The following is a 25,225-nucleotide window of genomic DNA, read 5'->3' as shown; positions in this document are numbered from 1 at the left end:
CGATCTCTGGCGCGGCGCAGGTTGCGGCTGCTGGGGCTGGGCCAGCGTGCGGGCGGCGGGCTCGGAAACTTCGAGCTGCTGCGTCGAGCGGCCGACGATGTGCGAGATGTCCTGCAGCGCCTTGATCTGCTCGGAGACGGCGCGGCGCATGGCAGCCGCGCTCTCCTTGGCTTCCTCGGGCAGGTCGAATGCGCCGCGCTTCAGCTCGCTGCGCGTCATGTCCAGTTCCTTGCGGATATCGCCGGCGGAGCGGCGGATTTCCTCGGTGGCGCCGGAGAAGCGGGCGACGGCTTCGTCGACAGCTTCGCGCAGCGATTCACGCATCTGCTGTGCCGCGCCATCCGATAGGCGACCTGCGTCGCCCATCATGCGCTCGACTTCCGACAGCGATGCCGTCAGGCCGCCGCGAACGCGGTTGGCGAGTTCGCCGGAGCGGCGCTCGGCATTGCCAAGCGTGGTGTCGAGCGTTGCGTTGACGTCTTCGCTGGCCTTGCTGACGCTGCTGCGCATTGCTTCGGCGGCCTCGGCGGCGCGCTTTTCGGCATCCGAGAGCGTGGTGCTGATATCGGCGAAGGAGGACTGGACGCCCTGGCGCAGGTTGTGGCTGACCTGGTTCGAGCGCTGTTCGGCGCGATCGAAAGCCGAGTCGACCATGCTGCCGAGGGCACGCATCGTCTTTTCGATGTCTTCCGAGCGCTGGACGAGGCCGACCGACAGCGACTGAAGCGCGGATTCGCGATCTTCCAGCGTCGAGACGAGGTTGGACTGCGCGGCGCCGAGCAGGCTGGAGGCCTGCGTCAGAACCTTGGAGTGCTCGTCGAAGCGGCCGATGATGCTGCCGACCTGCGAAAGCGTCTGGCCGGAGATGTCGGAGAGGCGATCGACCTTGCCTTCGAGAAGGCGGGTCGAGGCCGCGACCATTTCAGCCGCCTTGGAGGCCGAGTCGGTGAAGCGCGAGGTGGTGTCGCCGAGGCGGCTATCCACGGCGCCCAGCTCTTCGGCCGCGCGGCTCATCATCTGGCCCATGACCATGCTGTTGTCGGACAGGCGGTCGATCAGGCGGTTGACGTTGGAGAGCAGGCTGTTTTCGATCGCATCGACGGCAGAGGTGGCGCGTTCGGTGCGGGCGTTGATCGCGTCAATCAAAGCGGTGTTTTCGGCGCGCAGGCGTTCGGCGCTCTGGTCGCTCGCCGCCGTGAGCTGTGCAGCACTCTGCTCGCTGGCGGCGGTGATCTGTGCAGCACTCTGTTCGCCGGCAGACGTGATCTGCGCTGCGGCCTCGCGGCCGGTCTGCGCGTAGCGATCAATCATCGGACGGGCGGTCTCGTCGAGAATGCGCGACAGCTCGGTCGTGCGGCCGGCGAGCATGGAGTTCAGCTCGCGGGTGCGATCGTCGAGAGCGGCGCGGATCGAGCTTCCGCGTGCTTCGAGCGCCTGCTCGACCGTGTTGAGGGTGCCGTCGAGTTCGCGCGAGCGCTCTTCAAGGCCGCTGCGGATCGCATTGCCGCGTGCTTCGAGTGCACGGTCGACATCGGCCATGGTGGAGGCGATCTCTTCGCTGGCGCTTGCGATCGTCGTGCGGATATCCGTGCCGTGGCTGGCGAAGGTGTTCTGCGCGTCGTTCAGCGCCTTGGAGATGGCGCCGACCTGGCCGCTGACCAGCGTCTCGGCCTCGGCCACCTTGTTGATGATGGCGTTGCCCGCCTCGGAGAAGGTCTGGGCGACGGCTGCTGCCTGGCCGGCGAGGCGGTTCTGCGCCTCGGAGACGCGGCCGACGATCTGCTCGGAGCGCTCGCCCATCGAACGGGCGAAATCGCTGCTCTTGGCGTCGAGGCCTTCGGCGAATTGCTGGCCGGTCTGGCTGAGGGAGGCCGCGGCGCGCGTGGCTTCCTCGTCCATGCCCTGCGTGGTGTCGGCGACAGCGCTGCGCAGCGATGCGGCGAGACCGGCGGCCTTGCCTTCGATCGTGCGGTTGACGGCGTCGAGGCCGACGTTGAGCGCGCGGTCCATGGTGGACAGACGTTCGTCGATCTTGGCGGTGCCACGGTCCATGGCTTCGCCGATGCCTGCGGTGCGGGCGTCGATGCCGTCAGTCAGGCTGGCGGCGCGGCTGTCGATCTCGGAGGCGAGGTGGCTGGTGCGGCCATCGATCGTCTGCGAGAACTTGGCAATGCTGTCATCCACGGCGGATGCGATGCGGCCGGAGGTTTCGTCGCTGAGAGCGCCGAGCCTGGTGATGCCATCGCTCAGCGTGCCGGTCAGGCGTTCGCCCGCGGCATCGACCTGCTGGGCAACACCGCCGACGCCGTCGCGGATGCGGTTTTCAAGCGCTGCGAGGCCGGCTTCGACGCGCGAGCCGGTGTCTGCGAAGCGGCCGGTCATGCCCTCGATCGACTGGTCGAGATGCGAGGCGAAGCTCTCGGTCGAACGGGAGATTTCGTCGGCGGCGGTCTGGAAGCGACCGGCGATGTTGCCGGTGCTGTCGCGCAGGCGGTCTTCCAGCGACTGGGCGCTGTTGTCGATCGCCTGGCGGATCGAGGCTTCGCGATCCTCCAGCGACATTTCGAGCATGCTGACGCTTGCGGCGATCGAGGCGCCGATCGTCGTCGCCTGGTCGGAAAGCGTTTCGCCGATCTGGTTATGCGCTTCGTTGAGCGTCAGGTTGATCGCCTGGGTGCGGTCGTCGAGCGTTGCGCGGATGCGGGCATGCGCCGAGACGAGGCCGTCTTCCAGCTTGGTCGTGGCATTGCCAGTCAGCGCCTCGAAGCGGTCAGCGGCCGAGGTCAGGCCACCTTCGATGCGATCAGTGCCATCGGTGATGGTGCTGGAGATGGAGGAGGCGTGCTCAGCGAGCGTGCGTTCCAGGCGCTGCTGGTTTTCGGTGTAGGCGCCACGGATTTCCTGGGCCTTGTCGGTGAAGGCGCCGGCGACGCGGGCTTCGGCTCCGGCGACGCTATCGATCAGCGCGTTGGTGCGAGCGTCCAGAACCTCGTCGAAGCGGCTCTGGCTGTCGCCGAGCGAGATGGCGAGCGCCATGGACTTTTCTGCGAGCGTGTCGGCGAGGCGGTCGTGCACGTCGGCAACCGTGTCGTTGATCGACTTGGCGTTCTGCGAGAGCGTGCTTTCGATCCGGTCGTGGCCGCTGACGAGCGAGTTCGCGATGCTTTCGGCATGGTGGCCGAGCGTATCCTCAAGGCGCGAATGACCTTCGTTGAGCGCGATCGCCAGACCCATGGCCTTGTCGTCGAGGGCTTCGTTAATCCGGTCGTGGCCGCTGGCGAGAGAAGTCGCGATGTTGCCGGCATGGCGGCCGAGCGTGTCTTCGAGGCGCGAGTGGCCTTCGTTGAGCGCGATCGCAAGGCCCATGGACTTGTCTTCGAGCGCTTCGCTGATGCGGTCGTGACCGCTGGAGAGCGAGGCCGCAATGCCGTCAGCGTGGTGTGACAGCGTATCGGCGAGGCGGCCCTGGCTGTCGTCGAGCGAAATGGCAAATGCCATGGCGCGGTCGTCGATCGCTTCGGTCAGCTTTTCCTGGCCGGCTGCGAGCGACTGCGAGATGGCTTCCGCGCGGGTGTCAAGCGCGGTCTCGATCAGGCTGCGGCCTTCGTTCATCGAGGCGTTGAAGGCGGCGCTGCGTTCGGCAATGGCGTCGGCGAGCTTGCGTTCGCCTGCTGCCAGCGACTGCGAGATGGCACCGGAATGCGAGCCGAGCGTATCCTCGATGCGGCTGTGGCCTTCGTTCAGCGAAATGGCGAGTGCCATGGCGCGGTCGTCGAGCGTCTCGGCAAGGCGATCATGGCCGGAGGCGATGGAGCCTGCGATGGCATCGACCTGCGAGCCAAGCGTCTCCTCGAAGCGGCTCTGGCTTTCGTTGAGAGAGATCGCCAGCGCCATGGCCTTGTCATCGAGCGTATCGGCGAGGCGGTCATGGCTGCCGGTGACGGCTTCGATGATCGCTTCCGAGCGGCTTGCAAGGGTGTTCTCGAAGCGCGACTGGCTGTCGGACAGCGCGCCGAGGAAGACGCCGCTGCGCGCCGACATGACGTCGTCGATGCGCTCATGGGCGGAATCCAGCGCCTGTGTGATATCTTCAGCGCGCTTGGAGATCGTGGTGTTCAGCTCATCGGCGCGGCCGAAGGCCGAGGTGATCTGGTCGGTACCAGCCGAAACCGCCGAGCTCAGATCCGAGGTCGTCGACAGCAGGGTGTCGCGGAATTCGGTGGCGCGGGCCGAGAGGTTGTTGTGGAGCTCAGAAGTGCCGGAGGCGAGCGCCAGCGAGATTTCGGAGGTAGCGTGGCTGAGCGCCGAGGTCATTTCGGCAGTGCGCGCGCCAATCGCGCTCGCGACTTCGTCGACCTTGCCCGAAAGCGTGCTTTCCAGCACTTCCTGGCCGGTCGAAAGCGCCGTCGTCAGCGCGAAGGACTGGTCGGTCAGCGACGAGCCTATGCGCTCGATGCTGGAGCTCAGGATGCCGTTAAGCGAGTCCGAGCCGCCGGTCAGCGTGTCGTTGATACGGTTCAGGCTCTCCATCAGCTTGGTGTCGAGCGTGCCGGCGCGCTTGTCGAATGCGTTGGCGAATTCGGCGACACGTTCGTCGAAGGAGGTGGACAGCTGGGCGACGGTCGCCTGCAGGCGCTCGTCGAAGAAGCCGGAACGCAGGTCGAGGTCCATGATCGTGTCATCGACGCTGGACTGCAGGCTGTGGCGGAAGCTGGTGCCGCGCTCGTCGAGCGTGCTGTTCAGCTTGGCGAGAACGTCATCCAGCGTGCTGGTGATGGTGCGTTCGCCGCCGGTCAGGCTCTCGTTGATGTCGCGGGTGCGCGCGATCAGGATCTCGTTCAGCTGGCGGGCACGGTCGTTGAGCGCGGCGTTCAGCTTCTCGGCGTTGCTGTCCATGGTGGACGCACGCGTCTCGAACTGGCTGAGAATGGTGTTGCCGTGGTCGCTGAGGCTAGACGTCAGCGAATCCAGGCGGTTATCGAACTCGTTGGCGAGCGCGAAACCGGAGGAGGTGAGGGTCTGCAGCAGCGAATCGGTCTTGGCGGCAAGCAGCGTGCCCAGCGACTGGATGGCGGATTCCGACTTCTCGGTGATCGTGGCGGCGCGCGTGTCGATCATCGAGGCGAAGGCTTCGCCCGAGGTCGCGAGGCGCACGGCGATTTCTTCGGTCGCCAGCGACAGGTCTTCGCGCAGCTGGTCGTGAACGCCGACGATCGACGTGCGGATACGCTCGGCGTGATTGACGATCGCCTCACGCTCGGAGCCGAGTTCGTGGACGAGACCGCGCACGCGCAGTTCGTTATCGGCGTAGCTGCGCTCCAGCGCGTTGACTTCGGAGTGGACGAGGGTTTCGAGCTCGGAGGCGCGGGCGATGGTGCGCTCGATGCCCTCGTTCATGGCGGAGACTTCACGACGAACGGCCTGGCCGACCGTCATGATGCGTTCCGACGCGATGGTTTCCGGCTCGGAAAGGCGCAGCGCCACTTCCGCCATCGAGCGGGCGGCGTTTCGCATGTCCTGGGCGCGCGCCATCATGATGGCGAAGGCGTAGAACAGGAGAACGGGGATGATGATGCCGACGAGACCGGCGATCACGCCGGGCAGGGCGACGAGGTCGGAAATCGAGCGGATCTGCCAGATCTGCGGCGAATAGAGGAGCGACATCAGGCCGAGGCCGCCGACGATCCACAGAAGTGAAACAAGCGTGGCGTTGCGCAGCGCCGGACGGGCGGAGCCGTTGTCGAGCGATTTCAAGAGAGAAGCGGGGCTGACCCGGCTGCCGTCGTTGGCGGCAAAGGCCGGCGCGCGCGATCCCTGCTCGGGGGGCCGGGGCGTTGCGGCGGCGCGCTGCTGCTTGGCATCGTCTTTACGCTGATTGCGGACAGTTGGCTTTTCGGACACTTTTGCCTCCGAGGCGTCTTGCTTCCTGACTTGTGGAGACGGCGTATCATCGTCCTCGAAGTCGATCTGCAGGGCTTCATCCAGCGCCTTGAACGCCTTGTCCTCGATCGATTCGTTGTACTTGTTGTTCGCCATTCCGTTACGCCTCGTTACATCTCAGCCGGTCTACACGCATCCGGGTTTCCGCGTCACCCGAACAAACCTTGCCTCTGAACCTGTCCGCCCAAAATTCGTAGAGCGGATAAGTATGTCATTTCAGAGTGGATAGCTGCTTTCGCACACTTACGGTATCAAAACATTACCATTATCCACTTGGCGAGCAAAGGCTTCCACAACCCAGCTCTCCCAGTCGTATCGTAGTGACACATCCGGACCTGCTAGACAATTAACGCCTTCGGTCAAATGCTGAGTTATTAACGCTTGATTAACCCGAATTAACGCCGGCGCGGCCTTGAAATCCAATGCGTTAGAAGTGTTTGACGGGCGTTAACCATATGGCGAGAAATTCGCCCTGATTGCGCCCGAATTTAACGCGATTGGCACTGCGCCCCCGCAACATCATTCAAACGGCGGGACCTAAGACGGGAGAATTGGCATATGGCAGCAGTCAGTATTGCGTTCGCGGCGCCAGATCATGGCAAGGGACAGGTTCCCTCGCAACAGCGGCCGGTCGATCTTGTTCACCTGGCCAACCAGACGATGGGCGACAAGGCGCTTGAATTGGAAGTCCTGCAGATGTTCGCGCGCCAGGCCCGCGCCTGCCTGCACGACATGTCTTCCGGCGACGGCAAGGCGATCGTAGCAGCCGCCCACAAGCTCAAGGGTGCGGCAAGTGCTGTCGGCGCCTTCCGGGTACGCGACGCGGCCGAAGCGCTTGAGGGCAATTGCGGCGATGCCTCGAACATGGCCGCCGTCGGCGTTGCCGTCATCGAGGCGGAGAATTTCATCCTGAAGCTTTGCCGCTAGGCGGCAATGACGCCATCAGGTGTTCGATCATGGGACCCGTTGCACCATTGCGGAGCAGCGGGTCTTTTTATTGCTCTTGGCGTGGCGCAATCTGACAAGCGTGTCGCTTCCAAATCTGGAATGAAGAGGCAAGGGCGGTCGTTGTTGACTGCCTCGCGTAATTGTTGGAAGTAAAAATCCAAACCCATCCCATTGATGATCACCGGAAAACACCATGCCCAAACTGACCATTGTCGCTTTCGACGGTACGCGCTTCGATCTTGATGTCGATCAGGGATCGACCGTCATGGAAAACGCCGTGCGCAACTCCGTGCCGGGCATCGAAGCCGAATGTGGCGGCGCCTGCGCTTGCGCGACCTGTCATGTCTACATCGACGAGGAGTGGACCGAGCGCGTCGGTCCGCCCGAGGCGATGGAAGAAGACATGCTCGATTTCGCCTTCGACGTTCGCCCGACCTCGCGTCTCTCCTGTCAGATCCGCATGAAGGCGGCGCTGGACGGTCTGACCGTGCACGTGCCGGAGCGCCAGGCTTAATTCTCCCTGGCATAGTCCTCCCGAGGATGAACCGGCCAAAAAAAGCCTCGCTTGCCGATGTGACGAGCGAGGCGAGGTAGGCGCATTACCTACGGCCAAGGGAGGATCGACCGCGGCTTCGCAACGCGCCAGGAGAACCCAGAAAACGAAAGTCCCGGCTAACGGACCTGAACTTTCGAATGACTGAATATTAGCGCGTTGTGTTTCACAAATCTATGGTGAGAAATTACCATTCATTGGCTGGGGCCGTGCCGGTTTCGCACAATTTTCATTGCGCGGCTAAGGTCCAGCCGTCGATTTCCGCCCGAGAATCAGCTACTTTTCGCCGTCCGATGGTTTCAGGCGGTTATTCAGCAGACGCAGCATGCGCTTCTGGAAGTTGACGGCCTCCACCTGATCGAATCGCGCCTGCAGCCTGTCGTGCTCGGCAATTCCCCGCGTCGATACCTCCGTCACCAGCTCCTGCATGGCTTCGCAATTGGGCTGCGGCGGGAGCGCCATGATCTTGCGTTCCATGTTGCGCGCCTGGGTTCGGGCGATCTCGGCATGGCGTTCCTCATGCCGCTTGATATCGCTCGACAGCGTGTCCCAGATCATCGACAGCTCTGGGCTGGCACCACGGCGATTGTTCCAGCGCGGCAGGATGATCTGGGTATGCACGGTGACGCGCGCGGTGCTGACACGGCAGCGGCCGTTCTCTTCGACATAGGTGGCATCGCCGCCGAAGCGGATCTTGGTGGCGCCGGGGTGGCGGGCAGACGAGCCGTTGGCCGTCGGGCCGCGCGTGCTCAGCTGCTCGTCCAGTTCGTCGGCGGTTTTGCCCTTGATGTTGAAATAGGAATAGCTCTTGGTGGCCACCACGGCGGCGCTTGCGGGATAGCCAGCGGACAGCGAGACGGAAATGGCGAGGAGGAGCGGCATATAACGCGACACGGACGGCATTCTGCAAATACTCATGTTGAAGTTTGCGGGAGCTTGGGGCATAGCCACCGCTAGCGCAATATGATGACGCTGTTTTTTCGATCGATAGGATGAATGCAGGTGGTAAAGCTTGGCAGCAGTTTCTGGCGCGTCGGGCACGGCCGCGAGATTGAGCTTGGTTCTACATCGGTTATCATGGCGATCGTCAACGCGACGCCGGACTCTTTCTCCGACGGTGGTCGCTATGACAGCGTCGACAAGGCCGTGGCGCATGCCCTCAAGGTTGTCGAGGACGGCGCCGGCATTATCGACATCGGTGGCGAATCCACGCGGCCGGATGCTGCGAATGTCGACGCCCGAGAGGAGCAGGCACGGGTGCTGCCCGTCATCGAGGCGCTGCGCGGCAAGACCGAGGCGCTGATTTCCATCGACACCTACCGCGCCGACACCGCCCGCCTGGCTGTTGAGGCCGGTGCGCATATCGTCAACGATATCTTTGGGCTGCAGAAGGAGCCCGATATCGCCGATATCGCCGCGAAGACCGGCGCGGGGCTCTGCGTGATGCATACCGGTCGCGACCGCGACAAGCTTGATGATGTCGTCGCCGACCAGTTTCTGTTTCTTGAGCGGTCTCTTGAGATCGCCGGACGCGCTGGCGTGGCGCGCGACCGCATCGTTCTCGACCCCGGCTTCGGCTTCGCCAAGGACACGGATGAGAACCTCGAACTGATGGCGCGTTGCGACGAGCTCCAGCGCCTAGGATTTCCGATCCTGGCTGGCACGTCGCGCAAGCGCTTCGTCGGTGCGGTCACGGGACGCGAGGCGGCCGATCGCGATGCCGGCACGGCCGCCACCAGCGTGCTTCTGAGACTGAAGGGCGCAGCGATTTTTCGCGTACACGATGTCGCAATCAACAGGGACGCACTTGCCGTGACTGATGCTATGCTGAAGGCACGCGACGCATTCGAGCGGAAGGGCACGTTATGAGCACCACCTACACCATCACACTGCAGAACTGCGCCTTCTTCGCCCGCCACGGCGTTCACGACGAAGAGGAGTTTCTGGGGCAGCGTTTCTTCGTCGATGCCGAGCTCGATGTCGTGACCGGCACCGCGCTGGAGACGGATTCGATCGACGATACCGTCAATTACGGGATTGCCTTCACCGTCATCGAGGAGATCGTCACCGGCAAGCGACGTTATCTGATCGAGGCGCTGGCGCTCGATATCGCCAAGGGGCTCTGTCAGAAATTCCCGCAGATCAAGCGGGCGAAAATTACCGTGCGCAAGCCGAACGCGCCGGTTCCAGGCGTGCTTGATTTCGTCCAGGTGAGCGTCGAACATTTTGTCTGACATGGCTTTTGAGACCGCCACGCTTGGGCTTGGCGGCAATATCGGCGATCCCGTCCACTCCATGGCGCAGGCGCTCAAGGCGTTGGATGCGCGGGCGGATTGCCGCGTCGTCGCGGTCTCCCGGCTTTACCGCACACCGCCCTGGGGGAAGACGGACCAGTCATTCTTCTTCAATTGCTGCGCCGAAGTGTCGACGTCGCTTCAGCCGGAAGCGCTGCTCGATGTCTGCCTCGACATAGAGCGCGGCATGAAGCGGGAGCGCATCGAGCGCTGGGGGCCGCGCACGCTCGATATCGATGTACTGACCTATGGTGACATCAGCCAGGATGCGCCGAGGCTGGAGCTCCCGCATCCCCGGATGACGGACCGCGGCTTCGTGCTGATGCCGCTTGCCGACTTCGCGCCTGATCTGATCGTCAAGGGTGTCGCGGTGCGCGACTGGCTTGCTCGCGCCGACATCCAGGGGATCGAGGTTGCCGATCAGAGCATGGATTGGTGGCTAGCCTGAACAGACACTGGCGCCTGAAACGAAAGAAGCGGCCAAGTGGCCGCTTCGTCGTATGCTTCATTTGTCTCTATTGATTATTCGACCGAGCCGACGGTGATTTCATCAACCTGGCGCGACAGCGTCAGACCGATCACGGGGATCATCTGGCTTTCGACCTTGACCGAAACGGTGACGTTCATCGTCTTGTCGTCGCGGACGCGGGCGATCATGGCGCCGTTGAGCTTGGCGCGGTTGAGGCCGACCACGACTGTGTCTTCCGTCACGGTGCCGGAGACGACGTCGAGGCCCTTGCCGGCGGCGCCGTCGAGGAACTTGCCCTTGTAGCTGTTTCCAGACTGGGTGATCAGCGCGCTCATCGGCTGCTTGAACACGCCGACGCGGCAGCTGCCGTCGAGCTTGACGCCGGTGCCGTCGGTGACGGGCTCGCCGATCAGGTTGCAGGTGAACTTGGTGCCCTTGTACTTGCCGGCGACGATTTCGCCCGGACCTCGCCAGGAGCCAGCGACGGATTCGAAGAATGCCTTGTCACGCGTGGCGGCGGTGGCTGCTGGAGCCGTTTCGGCAAAAGGCGACAGGGCAATTGCCGCGAGACCGAAGAGATAGAGAAACTTGCGCGAGTACATGGATTTTCCTTGGCGAACCATATCGCTTAACTGGTGCCAAGTTTTGCCGAAAAATGGTTAATGCTTGGTTTCCAATGGGGCGAAGGCGGCGCATTTGCGGGCTTTTCGGTGCCGGACGCGCGCTTGCCTATCTCACGTAAGCTGTTGAATCCCATCAGATTCCTGAAGTCGGCTGTCCGCAGCGGATGGTTTACGGATGGCGGCTCAATTCCGCCCGTTGCTATCAGTCTTCGTCATCGATGGCGTGAGATCGCCGATGAAGTCACCGATTCCCGGACGCTTCAGGGCGCGGAAAGCCAGTGGGCGGCAGAGGTCCATGGCGGCAATGCCGATGCGGGCTGTCATCAGGCCGTTGATCACACCTTCGCCGAGACGCGCCGAGAGCCTGGATGCCAGGCCGTGGCCGAGAACCTGCTGGACGAGGCTGTCGCCGACGGCGATCGAGCCGGTGACGGCGAGATGAGCCAACACGTCGCGCATCAGCCGCAGCATGCCGAAGGTGCCGGGCCGGCCGCCGTAGAGATCGGCCATGGCGCGGATGAGCTTGGCGGCCTCGTAGAGAACGTAGAGCAGGTCGACGATGGCGCGCGGGCTGACGGCGGTGACGACCGAGACGCGTTTGGAGGCGTTGAGGATGAGGCTGCGGGCCTGTCGGTCGAGCGGTGCGAGCAGTTCGCGTTCGGCAAGTGCCACCAGATGCGGGGCGTCGATGATATCGGCTTCGGCCGCCTTCAGCGTGGCGCGGCCGCGCGCGGTCTCCGGCTTGGTGGATAGCAGGTGCTCCAGGCTCTTGACGAGCACGCGCGCCTTGGCGGGCTTGGTCTCCAGGATCGCCGCTTCCGCCTCAGCCTTGATCGTTTGCACCGCCGCCAGCCGCATCATGCCCGCCGTTTCCCTGACGACCATGGCGATGACAGCCAGGATGCCGATGCCGACCGCGGCAAGCGCGGTGTAGCCTAACCAATCGGCGCGGCTGAAGAGGTTGCGGATCAGGCTGTCGGTCCAGAGCCCGAAGGCGAGCGAGAACAGCACGCCAAAAGCACCAAGCGCGATCTTGCCGAATGAAGTACCGCGTTTGCGGGGCTGGGCGACGGGCAGGGCCGGGATGTCCTTGTCCGGATTGATGAAGGGGTCGTCCTCGTCCGGTGTCAGCGTGATCTCGCGCGAAAAGGCTGCCGGCTTGCGGGGCTCCGCCGTCGGTCGGCCGGCTTTGGCCTCCGGCTGCTCGCGCTCGTCCTCATAGGCGAATGCCGCAGGCGCGCGGCGCGGGGGCTGGTCGGCGGGCGGCTTGATCATGCGAGGCGATCTCCGAACAGAAACTGCATGGCCCGGTCGAGCCGGATATGCGGCACCGACAGCTTGATGCCACCGCCGGTCTCCTCAAGGCTCGGCGGGCGAAAGCGGACAACGTTCACGTCGGGCAGCTGCACAGTCTCGTCGCCCGATTCGATGCTTTCGAACAGGGAGGAAGGGTCCTCGGGCAGGTCGCCGGGGAAGATCGCGGTCTTCCTGATGCCGTCGAAGGTTTCGCCTGAAATCGTCTCGCCCTCTATCGGCGTTCCGACGATGACGGGCAGCTCGTGACCGTCGCGCTTGACGGTCGCCTCGCGCGTTGCCCGCACCGAAGCAAGCGCCATGACGTCGATGCCGGCGCCCGCCATGCCGATGCGCTGGATGGCGCGGTCGACGAGGCGACGCGTCAGGGCGTCGAGACGATGGTGGCTTTCGTGATGCAGGTGGTCTGCCTTGGTGGCGGCGACGAGAACGCGGTCAATGCGACGGCCGAGCAGCGACGACAGCAGCGAATTCGTGCCCGGGCGGAAGCAGGCGAGAACATCAGTCAGCGCACGCTCGAGATCCTGCACGGCTTCGGGACCGCGATTGATCGCCTGCAGCGCATCGACAAGGACGATCTGGCGGTCGATGCGGGAGAAGTGCTCGCGGAAGAACGGCTTGACGACCACCGACTTGTAGGCCTCGTAGCGCCGTTCCATCATCGCCCAGAGCGATCCCTTCTCCGGCTTGCCCGTCGGCGGCAGCACCAGCGGCGCGAAGGTGAGCGCCGGCGAGCCGTCGAGGTCGCCGGGCAGAAGGAAGCGGCCGGGTGGCAGCGTCGAGAGGGAACGCTCGTCGGCCTTGCAGGCCTTGAGGTAATCGGCGAAGGCGGTGGCGAGTTCGCGGGCGCGCATTTCGTCCGCCGGGGCGGCGATGTCGCAATCGTCGGTCAACGCCAGCCATGGCCTGGAGAGCTCGGTGCGGATGCCGGTGCGGGCCAGCGCGATCGTCTCTTCGCTGAAGGTGCGGTAGTCCTTGGCCAGCAGCGGCAGGTCGAGCAGCCATTCGCCGGGATAATCGACGATGTCGATCGAGAGCCTGCCTGGCGAGAAGAAGCGGCTCCAGCCGCTGGCGCTCTGGTAGTCGATGGTCAGCCGAAGCTCCGAGATGGCGCGTGTGGAATCGGGCCAGATGCGGTCTTTCACCAGCGCCTTGATGTGATCCTCATACTGGAAGCGCGGCACGCTGTCGTCGGGTTGCTCTTCGAGCCGGACGGCGGAGACGCGGCCCGACTGGACGGCCTCGAACAGGGGCAGGCGGCCGCCATGCAGCAGGTTATGCACCAGCGAGGAGATGAAAACCGTCTTGCCCGCCCGCGACAGGCCGGTGACGCCGAGGCGGATCGTCGGGTTGACGAGGCCGGAGGCGCGGTCCGACAGGGTGTCGAAGGCGATGCGCGCGTCGTCGGTGAAGGATGTCATGCTTGGCGGCAAGGCGAAATTCCGATTGCTGGTAGACGCCATATAGGAACCGGCACGCCGAAGAAAAAGACGGCAGCCAAGCCTGTCAGTCGATCATGAAGTCGATCAGGCGCCAGTTGTTGCGGCCCTGGTCGAAATCGAGCACCGCCAGACCGCCCGGCGGAAAGCCGTTCGGCAGCGCCTGCGCCAGCAGCTGGTGGCCGATCAGCGCTTCGAGCGTCTGCTCGATGACGGGATTGTGGCCGACGAGCATGACAGAGCCCATGTCCTGCTGCGCGCCGAGGATATCGAGATAGATTTCGGGCGTGGCGTTATAAAGCGCGTCGACGAAGCGGATATCGAGGTTCTCGCCCATCGCGCGGTGAACGGCATCGGCCGTCTGGCGGCAGCGTATGGCGGTGGAGCTGACGACGAGGTCGGGCTTGTAGCTTTTGTCGGCCGCATTCTCGGCGAGAATTTCGGCTGCGGCATAACCGCGCTCGCTCAGCGGGCGGTCGAAATCGCTCTGGCCGGGGGCGGGAAATGCCGCTTCGGCGTGTCTCAAAAGATAAATCCGGGAAGGCGGCGGCACGATTGCGGTCATCGGAAAGTCCCCGGTCGATTGATCTATTTCAGTAGCGCCAGCCCGGTGTCTTCGTCAACCGGCGCGCGGAATCCAGTGGGCAAGTTGCACGGCCGCTGCTACTTCAGCTGGCAAGCTGAAACGGTGGCTTTGAAAAATAGTGACGTAAAAATAGCCTGTTAGCTCAAAATTGTGACAGATTTAAAAATGTGTTTACCTAGCGGATTGGGCTTGAATCGGACGCCGTGGTCGGGATATACAGCCGCCAGATGAGATGTTCTTCAGGAGAATCGCGTTGAGTGAGAAGATCGATCTTAGCAAATACGTGCCCTCGGAAGAGGAGGAGTTCATGAACGGTAACCAGCGCGCCTATTTCAGGGCGAAGCTGATTGCCTGGAAGAACGACATCCTCAGGGAGGCGCGCGAAACCCTCGAGCATCTTGCCGAGGAAAGCGCAAACCATCCGGATCTCGCCGACAGAGCGTCGTCCGAGACGGACAGAGCCATCGAGCTGCGCGCCCGTGACCGCCAGAGAAAGCTGATATCCAAGATCGACGCCGCACTGCAGCGTATTGAGGAAGGCACTTACGGCTATTGCGAGGAAACCGGTGAACCGATCGGCCTCAAGCGTCTCGACGCCCGCCCGATCGCAACGCTGTCCATCGAAGCGCAAGAACGCCACGAGCGTCGTGAAAAAGTCTACCGGGACGAATAATCCCGGTTACATCACAAACTAAAAAAGGCACCGCCATCGCGCGGTGCCTTTTTTGTTTGCAGGAAAGGGGCGGCTAATGCCGCCGGTCATTTGTCGCGATTGACGCTCATTTCGCCGAAGATGCGGGCCACCTCGTTTTGAAGGGCGGCGTCGGCGCCGGTGATCGGCGCCATCTCGGGATCGCGGCGCGGCATATTGGAGGGCGCGGGGCGAGCGGGCGCGTTCTGCACCGGTGGCGCATTGTGCATGGGAGCATTATGCGCTGCCATTGGGCGTTCGGCCGCCAGATTGCTCGTCATTTCCTCTTCGAGCACACGCTGGAAATCGCTGGGCTGGGCCGAAGGCGCCGGGCGAGCGACGGGCTGGAACGCGGCCGGCTGCGGCGTTGGCGCCTGTGGTGCCGGCGGATAGAGATCGACACGCTGCGGCGGCGTGGGCGGGCTCATCACCTGCGGCTCGATCCTCTGCGGCGTCAGGACGCGCTGGCGTGCCGAATCGAGGATATCGACGGCTTCTGCCGTTTCGATGGGCGCAGGCTCAGGCCGCGAGAATACGGGAGGCTGCGGGCGCGGTGCGACCGGGACCGGTGCGATCGATACCGGTGCGACCGGCACGGCGACAGGGCGTGGCGCGGGTTCGATCTCGGGCTCGAAGACCTGATGCTGCGGTGCCGGCGGTGGCGCGATCGGTGGGGTGTCCAGGCGCTCGGCGCTCGGTGCGAATTCTTCGATCGGCGACAGGCCACGCGTGGGCGCTGGGCGCGATGCAGGCGGGACGATGACCGCGGGCTCGGGTTCGGCCACGGGTGCCGTCATTACGGGCTCGGCTGGCCGTTCGCTGGGGGCGGCCGGCTGCGGTGCTTCCGGGCGTGCCGGCTCGCTGATGGTCTCGACCTGCCCATCTGGCAGGATGCGGCTTTCGATCACGATATCGGATGGTCCGCCGATCATGATCAGGTGTTCTACATCGTCGCGGCGCACCAGCACGAGGCGGCGGCGGGCATCGACGGCGGCGGCGTCGAGAACCTGAAGGCGTGGCTGACGGTTCCGGCCGCCGCGAACGAAGGGCGAGGATGCCCGGTTGCGCATGATCCAGAGGACCGCGACGAGCAGCAGCAGGGCGATGGCCACGCCGCCCGCGGCAATGATGAAGCGGCTGCCATAAGATTCCATGATGCCATCGAACATAGTCACGTACTCCTTTGCGGCGTTCAACCACATGACGACTTTTAAGCTTCCTAGACAAGGGGGAGGCGGCTTGTCCAGTCACCGAAAGGTGCGACGCAATGTCTGTGGAACGTCTCAATCTACATTTAACGGCAAAACTGGCGCTGTAGCTTGTGAATTCAATCACTCTTCATGGAGTGTGGTGTTTTTGGCGGGGCAGCAAATTGCTAAGAAGGAAGAGGCGCCTGATTCCTGCTTCGTCTGTTAGTCACGAATGAAGGCCGGCGGGCAATGCGAGGAAGTACATGACGAAATCCCGTCAGGCCGACAATTTTAGCGAACCGCTCGTGGACCGTGGAGGGCGCGCGGGAACCGCCGTGCGGATTCTGCTTCTGGCGCTGGTGCTGATCGGCGTCGCCGCCGCCTTCGTGGTGTTCAAGACCTCGCTCGACAACGAGATGGTGCTCGGCGTTCTCGGCGTGCTGGCCATGGTCGGCATCTTCTTCCTGGTGTCGTCGATCATCGGCTTCATCGAGGTGATGCCGCAGCGCCAGTCCGACAGCCTTGCCCGCGCCTTTCTCAACAGCCATCCAGACGGATCGCTGATCACCGACGAAAAAGGCCGTATCGTTTACGCCAACGCCGCCTATGGCGCGCTGACCGGCGCGCGTAAGCCGACCGAGGTGCAGACGCTGGAAGCGCTGCTGTCGCGCCACCGCGAATCCAACGAGGCACTCTACCGGCTCTCCAACGGGCTGCGCGAGGGCCGCGAAGGACGCGAGGAATTCCGGCTGCTGCGCGCGCTCGGGCCTTCGCCGAACGGATCCGGCGCCCATTGGTACCGCCTGAAGGCGCGTATCCTGCAGAGCGAAGAGAGCGGCGGCCGGCCGCTGCATATCTGGCAGATCAGCGACATCACGTCCGAGCGCGACGACCAGGAGCGGTTCTTCAAAGAGTTGCAGAACGCCATCGATTATCTCGACCACGCGCCTGCCGGCTTCTTTTCGGCGGGCCGCAAGGGCGAGATCTTCTATCTCAATGCGACGCTTGCCGAGTGGCTAGGGATCGACCTCACCAAGTTCATTCCGGGTTCGATGACGATCGGCGACATGGTGGCCGGCGAGGGGCTGGCGCTGATCCAGTCCGTGCAGGCCGATCCCGGTTTGCAGAAGACGGTGACGCTCGATCTCGACCTGAAGAAATCGAACGGCCAGGGCGTTCCGGTGCAGATCGTCCACAGCGTCACCTCGATGCGCGACGGCGCGCCAGGCGAAAGCCGCTCGATCGTTCTCACGCGGCGCGACAGCACGGCTGGCGACCAGTCGGCGTCGGCCGCATCGATGCGTTTCACGCGCTTCTTCAACAATACGCCGATGGCGATCGCCTCCGTCGATGGCGACGGCCGTATCCTCAGGACCAATGCGCCGTTCCTCAAACTCTTCTCGGGCATCGTGTCGCGCGATGACGTCGAGAATGGCGCGCTGTTCGAAACCATCGTGCAGGATGTCGACAAGCCGCGATTGCAAGGCGCGCTTGCGGCCGCGAAGGACCGGCAGGGCGATATTCCGCCGCTCGATTCCAAGACGCAGGCCGACGACAACAGGCATTTCCGCTTCTACGTCAATGCCGTGATCGACCAGAGCGACGAGGCCCCTGAAGAGGCGGCGATCGTCTACGCCGTCGAGGTGACCGAGCAGAAGGCGCTCGAGGCGCAGATGGCGCAGACGCAGAAGATGAACGCCGTGGGTACGCTCGCCGGCGGCATCGCGCACGACTTCAACAACGTGTTGACCGCCATCCTGCTCTCCTCCGACCATCTGCTGCTGCAGGCGCGGCCGGCCGATCCTGGTTTCGCGGATCTGATGGAAATCAAGCGCAACGCCAACCGCGCCGCCGTGCTGGTGCGCCAGCTGCTCGCCTTCTCGCGCAAGCAGACGATGCGGCCGAGCGTGCTCAATCTCACCGATGTCGTCGGCGATCTGAGGATGCTGGTCGACCGGTTGCTATCGGGCACCAACGTCAAGCTCGACGTCGAATACGGGCGCGATCTCTGGCCCGTGAAGACCGACCTGTCGCAGTTCGAGCAAGTGCTGATCAACCTCTGCGTCAACGCGCGCGACGCGATGCCCGAGGGCGGCAAGCTCACCGTGCGCACGAAGAACGCGACGGCCGCCGAGGTCGCCACTTTCAACTACTCCTACATGCCGCATGAGGACATGGTTCTGGTCGAGGTGTCGGACAACGGCACCGGCATCGCGCCTGAAATCATGGACAAGATCTTCGAACCCTTCTTCACCACCAAGGAGGTGGGCAAGGGCACGGGTCTCGGGCTTGCGATGGTCTACGGCATCGTCAAGCAATCCGGCGGTTACATCCAGCCGGAAACGGAAGTCGGCAAGGGCACGACCTTCCGTGTCTTCCTGCCGCGCCACATCGTCGAACCGGCGATCGCCGCCGAGGCCGATGCGGTCACCCCAAGCGCCGACAACGTCGTTGCCCTGTCTCCGGCCAAGCCGGAGCAGCCGGAAGACCTGACGGGATCGGCGGTCATCCTGCTCGTCGAGGACGAGGAGGCGGTGCGTCGCGGCGGCAAGCGCATGCTGGAGACGCGCGGCTACACGGTGCACGAAGCGGGATCGGGCGTGGAAGCGCTCGACATCATGGATGAGCTCGATGGCAAGGTGGATATCGTCGTCTCCGACGTTGTCATGCCTGAAATGGACGGGCCGTCGCTGCTGCGCGAACTGCGCAAGAAATATCCGGATCTGAAGTTCATCTTCGTCTCGGGCTATGCCGAGGACGCATTCGCCCGCAACCTGCCGCCAGAGTCCAAGTTCGGGTTCCTGCCGAAGCCGTTCTCGTTGAAGCAGCTGGCTGTGGTGGTCAAGGAGACGCTTGAGGGGTGAGGTGAGGGCGCTGGCAGGCCTGAGGATGCTAGTGTTTTTCCTGCGGTTTGCCGGGACGCGTTGTGCGGTTTGGCCCCCCTCATCTCCGGTGCAGCGAGCTGCACCTGACCTACCGGCATCTTCTCCCCGCGGGGGAGAAGAGACTCGGGGCCGGCCGCTCGCTCCATCTCCCCTTCTCCCCCGCGGGGAGAAGGTGCCCGAAGGGCGGATGAGGGGGCTGCGCGGTACAAGGTTCACGAGACGCGTGACCACACCCCAAAGAAAGATGTAGCAGAGGAAGAGGGCAGCTTGGCGCCGCCCCCGGTCGTTTATCTTCAGGCGTTGAGCGCAACCGCGATTTCGCCGGCAAGGCGCGCGTTGTTTTCCACCAGTGCAATATTGGTCTTCAGGCTCTGGCCATCGGTCAGGTCGAAGATGGTGCTCAGCAGGTAGGGCGTGACCGCCTTGCCGGAGATTTCGTCGCGTTCGGCGCTGTCGAGCGCGCGCTGGATGTAGATTTCCATCTCTTCGGCCGGAATCTCGTCGGCCTCGGGCACCGGATTGGCGATCAGCATGCCGCCGTCGATGCCGAGCTGTTCGCGCACCGTCTGGAAATTGGCGATGGCCGCCGGGCTGTTCAGCGTCAGCGGGCTGCGCAGGCCTGATGAGCGCGACCAGAAGGCCGGGAATTCTTCGCTCTCGTAGGTGACCACGGGAACGCCTGATGTTTCCAGCACTTCCAGCGTTTTCGGCACATCAAGGATCGCCTTGGCGCCGGCGCAGACGACGATAACGCCGGTGCGGCCGAGTTCTTCGAGGTCGGCGGAGATGTCGAAGCTCTCTTCGGCACCGCGATGCACGCCACCGATGCCGCCAGTCGCGAAGACCTTGATGCCGGCGCGCTCGGCGGCGATCATCGTGGCGGCGACGGTGGTTGCGCCGTGGCGGCGCTCGGCGATCGCGAAGGCGAGGTCGGCGCGCGAGACTTTCAGCACATCCTTGGCCTTGGCCAGCTGCTCGAGCTCTTCGGCTTCAAGCCCGATGTGAAGCGTGCCGTGGATGACAGCGATGGTGGCGGGGACAGCACCCTGTTCGCGGATGATCGATTCGACGCTGCGGGCCATCTCGATATTCCCGGGGTAGGGCATGCCGTGGGTGATGATCGTCGATTCGAGCGCCACGATCGGCGCGCCGCGCTGCTTGGCGCTCGCCACTTCCTTGGAATAGGTGATCGGCAGCTTGGGAGAGAGAGAGTTCGTCATCGGATCTTCCATTTCGTCTGATCGGGTTTCAATGCAGAATTCTCGCCTGCGGGACAAGAGCAAGAGCCTGTTTTAGGAGATCGGCGGATAGATTTTCGTTGACCGCGTTGGGCGACTGGACGGTCAGCGCCGCGGCCGCAGCACCCTCGCGGATTGCCTCGCTCATCGGCAGCCCGCGCAAAAGTGCTGCGATAACGCCCGAGGCGAGGGAATCGCCGGCGCCGGTCACGTCGGACACATGCTCGACATTTGCCGGCTGAAGCGCTGCCACGTGGCCGGCGGAGAAGGCGATGAGCTCGCGCTGTCCCCGGGTGACGACACCGCCCCTGAGGCCGATATCACCGAGCAGTGACGGCCAATGGACGGGGTTTTCCGGTCGCTCGCCGGTCAGCGCGGTGGCCTCGGCTTCGTTGAGAAAGAGATAGTCGATACCCTGCATGCAGGCCTTCAGCTTCACCGCCTTCGCCGGCGATATGGCGATCGCCGCCACCGGCTTGCCGAGCGCCTTGGCGCGGGTTGTGATCGAGACCAGCGTTTCCTCCGGCAGGTTGGCATCGAAGAGGATCATGTCGGTCGCTGCGAACGCTTCGCGCACCGAGCGGATCGACAGGCGGCGCGGCACGAACATGCGGTAGAGATCCATGTCGGCCAGCGCGATCACCAGATTGCCGTCGCGCTCGATGATGGCGGTATAGCTCGGCGTTTTGCGATCCAGAAAGATGAAGGGGCGGTCGTTGACGCCGGCGAGATCGGCCGCTTCGCTCACCATCTCTCCGGTCGAGTCGCCGCCGCGCGGCGAGATCATGGTGACGTCGAAGCCGAGGCGGGCGAGGTTGCGGGCCGCGTTGAAGCCGCCGCCGCCTGCTTCCTCGAACCAGGAGCCGGGGTTGCTGGCGCCATCGGCCGTGGCGCCCGATATGCGGCCGCGGCGATCGACATGGGCGCCGCCAAGCACGAGAATCTTCTTGCTCATCTCATCGCTCCGAAACGCCGTCCTGGCCGAATCGTGCGACCTCCGGAAGCGCGGTCAGCCGCCGTGCAGGTGCTGTAAGCTCTTGCTTTGCATGGATAAAACAAATGTAGAACACAGGCCGTTTTACCTCTTTCTTTCAATGCTTTGAACGGCACTTGCGTGATGAGAACAAATGCGGTACAAAATCGACATCGGCGGCGACATTGCTTGAGCGGCTTCAATAACCTAAAGGTGGATCGAATGTCACAGAATACATTGCGGCTTGTAGAGGACAAATCGGTGGACAAAAGCAAGGCACTTGAAGCGGCACTCTCACAGATCGAGCGGTCGTTCGGCAAGGGCTCTATCATGAAGCTCGGCTCGAACGAGGGCGTGGTCGAGATCGAGACCGTTTCGACGGGCTCTCTCGGACTGGATATCGCACTCGGGATCGGCGGTCTTCCGAAGGGACGTATCATCGAGGTTTACGGGCCGGAAAGCTCGGGTAAGACGACACTGGCGCTGCAGACGATCGCGGAAGCCCAGAAGAAGGGCGGCATCTGCGCCTTCGTCGACGCCGAACACGCGCTCGATCCCGTCTATGCCCGCAAGCTGGGCGTCGATCTGCACAACCTCCTGATCTCGCAGCCGGATACGGGCGAGCAGGCGCTCGAGATCACCGACACGCTGGTGCGCTCCGGCGCCGTCGACGTGCTGGTCGTCGACTCGGTCGCGGCACTGACGCCGCGCGCCGAAATCGAAGGCGAAATGGGCGACAGCCTTCCTGGTCTGCAGGCGCGACTGATGAGCCAGGCGCTGCGCAAGCTGACGGCCTCGATCTCGAAGTCGAAGACCATGGTTATCTTCATCAACCAGATCCGTATGAAGATCGGCGTCATGTTCGGTTCGCCGGAAACGACAACTGGTGGTAACGCGCTGAAGTTCTACGCCTCGGTTCGCCTCGACATCCGCCGCATCGGCGCCGTCAAGGAGCGCGAAGAGGTGATCGGCAACCAGACGCGCGTCAAGGTCGTCAAGAACAAGATGGCGCCTCCTTTCAAGCAGGTCGAATTCGACATCATGTATGGCGAAGGCGTATCGAAGACCGGCGAGCTGGTCGACCTCGGCGTCAAGGCCGGGATCGTCGAGAAATCAGGTGCCTGGTTCTCCTATAACAGCCAGCGTCTCGGCCAGGGCCGCGAGAACGCCAAGACGTTCCTGCGGGATAATCCCGAGCTGATGCGCGAGATCGAAACCTCGATCCGCCAGAATGCCGGCCTGATCGCCGATCAGCTGCAGAATGGCGGCCCGGACGCCAACGATTCCGACGGCGAATAAGCCTCGATCCAGGACTGAATAGTTCAAAGCCGGCTGCATTCCTTGATCAGAATGCAGCCGGTTTTGTTTGTCTGCTGGACAGTGGTTAACGTCAGCGATAAAAGCCACTGAATTTTCAAGATTTGACCTGCCTTGGGCAGCACTGAAGGGCATAGCATGAGCGGTGTGAACGAAATCCGGTCGACCTTCCTCGACTACTTCAAGAAGAACGGCCACGAGATCGTTTCATCGAGCCCGCTGGTACCGCGCAACGACCCGACGCTGATGTTCACGAACGCCGGCATGGTGCAGTTCAAGAACGTGTTCACCGGTCTCGAGCAGCGTCCCTACAAGACGGCGTCGACCGCGCAGAAGTGCGTGCGCGCCGGCGGCAAGCATAACGACCTCGACAATGTCGGCTACACCGCGCGCCACCATACCTTCTTCGAAATGCTCGGCAATTTCTCCTTCGGCGATTACTTCAAGGAGCAGGCGATCGAGCATGCCTGGACGCTGATCACCAAGGAATTCGGCATCGACGCCAAGCGCCTTTTGGTCACCGTCTATCACACCGACGACGAAGCCTTTAATCTCTGGAAGAAGATCGCGGGCCTGTCCGATGACAAGATCATCCGCATCCCGACCAGCGACAATTTCTGGGCGATGGGCGATACCGGCCCGTGCGGCCCCTGTTCCGAGATCTTCTACGATCACGGCAATCATATCTGGGGCGGCCCTCCCGGCTCGCCGGAAGAAGACGGTGATCGCTTCATCGAGATCTGGAACCTCGTTTTCATGCAGTACGAGCAGATCACCAAGGAAGAGCGCGTCGACCTGCCGCGTCCGTCGATCGACACCGGCATGGGTCTCGAGCGTATCGCAGCCCTGCTGCAGGGCAAGCACGACAACTACGACATCGACCTCTTCCGCGCGCTGATCTCGGCGTCCGAGGAAGCAACCGGCGTCAAGGCCGAGGGTGAGCAGCGCGCCAGCCATCGCGTCATCGCCGATCACCTGCGCTCGTCCGCTTTCCTGATCGCCGACGGCGTCCTGCCATCGGCCGAAGGCCGCGGCTACGTGCTTCGCCGCATCATGCGCCGCGCCATGCGCCATGCCGAATTGCTCGGCGCGCGTGAGCCGCTGATGTGGAAGCTGCTCCCGGCCTTGATCCAGCAGATGGGCCGCGCCTATCCGGAGCTGGTGCGTGCCGAGGCGTTGATCACCGAGACGCTGAAGCTCGAAGAGACCAAGTTCCGCACGACGCTGAAGCGCGGCCTGTCGCTTCTGTCGGATGCCACGACGACGCTCGGCAAGGGCGACATGCTCGACGGCGAGACCGCCTTCAAACTCTACGACACCTACGGCTTCCCGCTCGACCTGACACAGGACGCGCTGCGTGCCCGCGAAATCAACGTCGATCTCGCCGGCTTCACCGATGCCATGGAGCGCCAGAAGGCCGAAGCCCGCTCGCATTGGGCCGGCTCCGGCGACAAGGCGACCGAGACGATCTGGTTCGAGCTGCGCGACAAGCACGGCGCCACCGAATTCCTCGGCTATGACACAGAGACGGCCGAAGGCGTGGTCCAGGCGATCGTCAAAGACGGCGCTGCCGTCAGCGAAGCGGTCAAGGGCGACAAGGTGCAGATCGTCGTCAACCAGACGCCGTTCTATGGCGAATCCGGCGGCCAGATGGGCGATGCGGGCGTCATTTCGTCCGACAACGCCAAGATCGAAATCACAGATACGCAGAAGCGCGGCGAGGGCCTGTTCGTTCACACGGGCACCGTCGTCGAAGGCAAGGTCAAGGCCGGCGATGCCGTGGCATTGACCGTCGACCACGCCCGCCGCTCGCATATCCGCGCCAACCACTCGGCGACCCACCTGCTGCATGAGGCCCTGCGCGAAGTGCTCGGCACTCACGTTGCCCAGAAAGGCTCGCTGGTCACGCCGGATCGCCTGCGCTTCGACGTCTCGCATCCGAAGCCGATGACGGCGGAAGAGCTCAAGGTGGTCGAGGATATGGCCAACGAGATCATTCTGCAGAATTCGCCGGTCACGACCCGTCTGATGAGCGTCGACGACGCCCGCGCCGAGGGCGCCATGGCGTTGTTCGGCGAGAAATACGGCGATGAGGTTCGCGTCGTCTCCATGGGCCAGGGGCTACATGGGGCGAAAACGGGCAAGCCTTACTCGATCGAACTTTGCGGCGGCACGCATGTGTCTGCGACCGGTGACATTGGTCTCGTGCGCATTCTCGGCGACAGTGCCGTCAGCTCCGGCGTTCGCCGTCTGGAAGCGGTCACCGGCGAAGCGGCTCGCGCCTACCTCGCCGAACAGGACGAGCGCGTGAAGGCGCTGGCGACCTCGCTCAAGGTTCAGCCGGCCGACGTGCTGACGCGCGTTGAAGCGCTGATGGACGAGCGCCGCAAGCTTGAGAAGGAACTGGCGGACGCCAAGCGCAAGCTCGCCATGGGTGGCGGGCAGGGCGCCTCGGAAGAGGCCGTGCGCGACATCGGCGGCGTCAAGTTCCTCGGCAAGGCCATCTCCGGCGTCGATCCGAAGGACCTGAAGGGTCTCGCCGACGACGGCAAGGCCAGCCTCGGCTCCGGCGTCGTGACGCTGATCGGCGTCTCCGACGATGGCAAGGCCAGCGCCGTGGTTGCTGTCACTGCTGATCTCGTCGGTCGTTTCAGCGCCGTTGATCTGGTGCGCATCGCCTCTGCCGCTCTCGGCGGCAAGGGCGGCGGCGGTCGTCCGGACATGGCGCAGGCCGGCGGTCCGGATGGCTCGAAGGCCGACGAGGC

18 protein-coding genes are annotated in these 25,225 nt (G+C 63.6%); 9 read left to right on the top strand and 9 right to left on the bottom strand.

Annotated elements, in window-relative coordinates; genetic code table 11:
• Nucleotides 1–6,036: hypothetical protein (locus B3605_RS03625; protein ID WP_296432311.1), on the bottom strand; the 6,036-nt coding region annotated here is incomplete at its 3' end.
• Between the two features lie 462 nt (nt 6,037–6,498).
• On the opposite strand from B3605_RS03625, the gene B3605_RS03620 reads away from it, so the two are divergent.
• Nucleotides 6,499–6,867 carry an Hpt domain-containing protein gene (locus B3605_RS03620; protein ID WP_018900545.1) on the top strand — a complete coding sequence of 123 codons (369 nt, stop codon included), beginning with the start codon at nt 6,499–6,501 and terminating at the stop codon, nt 6,865–6,867.
• A 214-nt stretch (nt 6,868–7,081) separates the two neighbouring features.
• Nucleotides 7,082–7,402, top strand: coding sequence for a 2Fe-2S iron-sulfur cluster-binding protein (locus tag B3605_RS03615; RefSeq protein WP_037128298.1), 321 nt, complete (start codon nt 7,082–7,084; stop codon nt 7,400–7,402).
• A gap of 315 nt (nt 7,403–7,717) precedes the next feature.
• Here the strand turns inward: B3605_RS03615 and B3605_RS03610 are convergent, their stop codons facing one another.
• Entirely contained in the window at nt 7,718–8,344 is a 627-nt protein-coding gene (locus B3605_RS03610) for a DUF922 domain-containing Zn-dependent protease (protein ID WP_112941636.1), read from the bottom strand.
• 93 nt (nt 8,345–8,437) lie between these two features.
• On the opposite strand from B3605_RS03610, the gene folP reads away from it, so the two are divergent.
• Genes folP through folK form a run of 3 tightly spaced genes read left to right on the top strand, consistent with a single transcriptional unit; the run spans nt 8,438 to nt 10,183 of the window.
• Nucleotides 8,438–9,310, top strand: a complete 873-nt coding sequence (folP, locus tag B3605_RS03605; protein ID WP_112941635.1) for a dihydropteroate synthase — start codon at nt 8,438–8,440, stop codon at nt 9,308–9,310.
• Nucleotides 9,307–9,675, top strand: a complete 369-nt coding sequence (gene folB, locus B3605_RS03600; RefSeq protein WP_018900541.1) for a dihydroneopterin aldolase — start codon at nt 9,307–9,309, stop codon at nt 9,673–9,675. Before folP ends, folB begins: the two co-directional genes overlap by 4 nt.
• A 1-nt stretch (nt 9,676) precedes the next feature.
• Nucleotides 9,677–10,183: a 2-amino-4-hydroxy-6-hydroxymethyldihydropteridine diphosphokinase gene (folK, locus tag B3605_RS03595; protein WP_409457218.1), complete on the top strand. Its 507-nt coding sequence runs from the start codon at nt 9,677–9,679 to the stop codon at nt 10,181–10,183.
• A 74-nt stretch (nt 10,184–10,257) separates the two neighbouring features.
• Here the strand turns inward: folK and B3605_RS03590 are convergent, their stop codons facing one another.
• The 4 genes from B3605_RS03590 to B3605_RS03575 all read right to left on the bottom strand — a co-directional run bounded on the left by B3605_RS03590 (nt 10,258) and on the right by B3605_RS03575 (nt 14,145).
• Nucleotides 10,258–10,806 carry a hypothetical protein gene (locus B3605_RS03590; protein WP_112941633.1) on the bottom strand — a complete coding sequence of 183 codons (549 nt, stop codon included), beginning with the start codon at nt 10,804–10,806 and terminating at the stop codon, nt 10,258–10,260.
• A 204-nt stretch (nt 10,807–11,010) separates the two neighbouring features.
• Nucleotides 11,011–12,102, bottom strand: a complete 1,092-nt coding sequence (locus tag B3605_RS03585; RefSeq protein WP_112941632.1) for a YcjF family protein — start codon at nt 12,100–12,102, stop codon at nt 11,011–11,013.
• Nucleotides 12,099–13,574, bottom strand: a complete 1,476-nt coding sequence (locus tag B3605_RS03580; RefSeq protein WP_112941631.1) for a YcjX family protein — start codon at nt 13,572–13,574, stop codon at nt 12,099–12,101. Before B3605_RS03580 ends, B3605_RS03585 begins: the two co-directional genes overlap by 4 nt.
• Nucleotides 13,575–13,647: 73 nt before the next feature.
• The gene (locus B3605_RS03575) at nt 13,648–14,145 is read right to left on the bottom strand and encodes a SixA phosphatase family protein (RefSeq protein WP_112941630.1); all 498 of its coding nucleotides are present in this window, start codon (nt 14,143–14,145) and stop codon (nt 13,648–13,650) included.
• Between the two features lie 274 nt (nt 14,146–14,419).
• On the opposite strand from B3605_RS03575, the gene dksA reads away from it, so the two are divergent.
• Nucleotides 14,420–14,839, top strand: a complete 420-nt coding sequence (gene dksA, locus B3605_RS03570) for an RNA polymerase-binding protein DksA (RefSeq protein WP_018900535.1) — start codon at nt 14,420–14,422, stop codon at nt 14,837–14,839.
• 86 nt (nt 14,840–14,925) lie between these two features.
• On the opposite strand, the gene B3605_RS03565 is transcribed toward dksA, so the two are convergent.
• Nucleotides 14,926–16,026: a flagellar biosynthetic protein FliO gene (locus B3605_RS03565; protein ID WP_112973192.1), complete on the bottom strand. Its 1,101-nt coding sequence runs from the start codon at nt 16,024–16,026 to the stop codon at nt 14,926–14,928.
• Nucleotides 16,027–16,310: 284 nt separating this feature from the next.
• Here B3605_RS03565 and cckA point away from each other — a divergent pair, with 284 nt between their 5' ends.
• Nucleotides 16,311–18,911, top strand: a complete 2,601-nt coding sequence (gene cckA, locus B3605_RS03560) for a cell cycle histidine kinase CckA (protein ID WP_112941628.1) — start codon at nt 16,311–16,313, stop codon at nt 18,909–18,911.
• 314 nt (nt 18,912–19,225) lie between these two features.
• Here the strand turns inward: cckA and B3605_RS03555 are convergent, their stop codons facing one another.
• Nucleotides 19,226–20,152 carry a pseudouridine-5'-phosphate glycosidase gene (locus tag B3605_RS03555; RefSeq protein WP_112941901.1) on the bottom strand — a complete coding sequence of 309 codons (927 nt, stop codon included), beginning with the start codon at nt 20,150–20,152 and terminating at the stop codon, nt 19,226–19,228.
• A gap of 28 nt (nt 20,153–20,180) precedes the next feature.
• Nucleotides 20,181–21,125, bottom strand: coding sequence for a carbohydrate kinase family protein (locus B3605_RS03550; RefSeq protein WP_112973191.1), 945 nt, complete (start codon nt 21,123–21,125; stop codon nt 20,181–20,183).
• Between the two features lie 240 nt (nt 21,126–21,365).
• On the opposite strand from B3605_RS03550, the gene recA reads away from it, so the two are divergent.
• Together recA and alaS are read left to right on the top strand one after the other, a co-directional pair.
• Entirely contained in the window at nt 21,366–22,442 is a 1,077-nt protein-coding gene (gene recA, locus B3605_RS03545; protein ID WP_026283682.1) for a recombinase RecA, read from the top strand.
• A gap of 156 nt (nt 22,443–22,598) precedes the next feature.
• A partial coding sequence (alaS, locus tag B3605_RS03540; RefSeq protein ID WP_296432295.1) for an alanine--tRNA ligase occupies nt 22,599–25,225 on the top strand: 2,627 nt, incomplete at its 3' end.

Source organism: Rhizobium sp. UBA1881, assembly GCF_002338015.1.
Taxonomy (GTDB): Bacteria; Pseudomonadota; Alphaproteobacteria; order Rhizobiales; family Rhizobiaceae; genus Rhizobium.
The sequence above is the reverse complement of the archived record's forward strand: the minus strand, read 5'-3'. Positions and strand labels throughout refer to the sequence as shown.

Bases quoted from the DNA above. Each gene is read 5' to 3' on its own strand.
- B3605_RS03620 (WP_018900545.1), top strand. From the start codon at position 6,499: ATGGCAGCAGTCAGTATTGCGTTCGCGGCGCCAGATCATGGCAAGGGA.
- B3605_RS03615 (WP_037128298.1), top strand. From the start codon at position 7,082: ATGCCCAAACTGACCATTGTCGCTTTCGACGGTACGCGCTTCGATCTT.
- B3605_RS03610 (WP_112941636.1), bottom strand. From the start codon at position 8,344: ATGCCGTCCGTGTCGCGTTATATGCCGCTCCTCCTCGCCATTTCCGTC.
- folP (WP_112941635.1), top strand. From the start codon at position 8,438: ATGCAGGTGGTAAAGCTTGGCAGCAGTTTCTGGCGCGTCGGGCACGGC.
- folB (WP_018900541.1), top strand. From the start codon at position 9,307: ATGAGCACCACCTACACCATCACACTGCAGAACTGCGCCTTCTTCGCC.
- folK (WP_409457218.1), top strand. From the start codon at position 9,677: ATGGCTTTTGAGACCGCCACGCTTGGGCTTGGCGGCAATATCGGCGAT.
- B3605_RS03590 (WP_112941633.1), bottom strand. From the start codon at position 10,806: ATGTACTCGCGCAAGTTTCTCTATCTCTTCGGTCTCGCGGCAATTGCC.
- B3605_RS03585 (WP_112941632.1), bottom strand. From the start codon at position 12,102: ATGATCAAGCCGCCCGCCGACCAGCCCCCGCGCCGCGCGCCTGCGGCA.
- B3605_RS03575 (WP_112941630.1), bottom strand. From the start codon at position 14,145: ATGACCGCAATCGTGCCGCCGCCTTCCCGGATTTATCTTTTGAGACAC.
- B3605_RS03565 (WP_112973192.1), bottom strand. From the start codon at position 16,026: ATGTTCGATGGCATCATGGAATCTTATGGCAGCCGCTTCATCATTGCC.
- cckA (WP_112941628.1), top strand. From the start codon at position 16,311: ATGACGAAATCCCGTCAGGCCGACAATTTTAGCGAACCGCTCGTGGAC.
- B3605_RS03555 (WP_112941901.1), bottom strand. From the start codon at position 20,152: ATGACGAACTCTCTCTCTCCCAAGCTGCCGATCACCTATTCCAAGGAA.
- B3605_RS03550 (WP_112973191.1), bottom strand. From the start codon at position 21,125: ATGAGCAAGAAGATTCTCGTGCTTGGCGGCGCCCATGTCGATCGCCGC.
- recA (WP_026283682.1), top strand. From the start codon at position 21,366: ATGTCACAGAATACATTGCGGCTTGTAGAGGACAAATCGGTGGACAAA.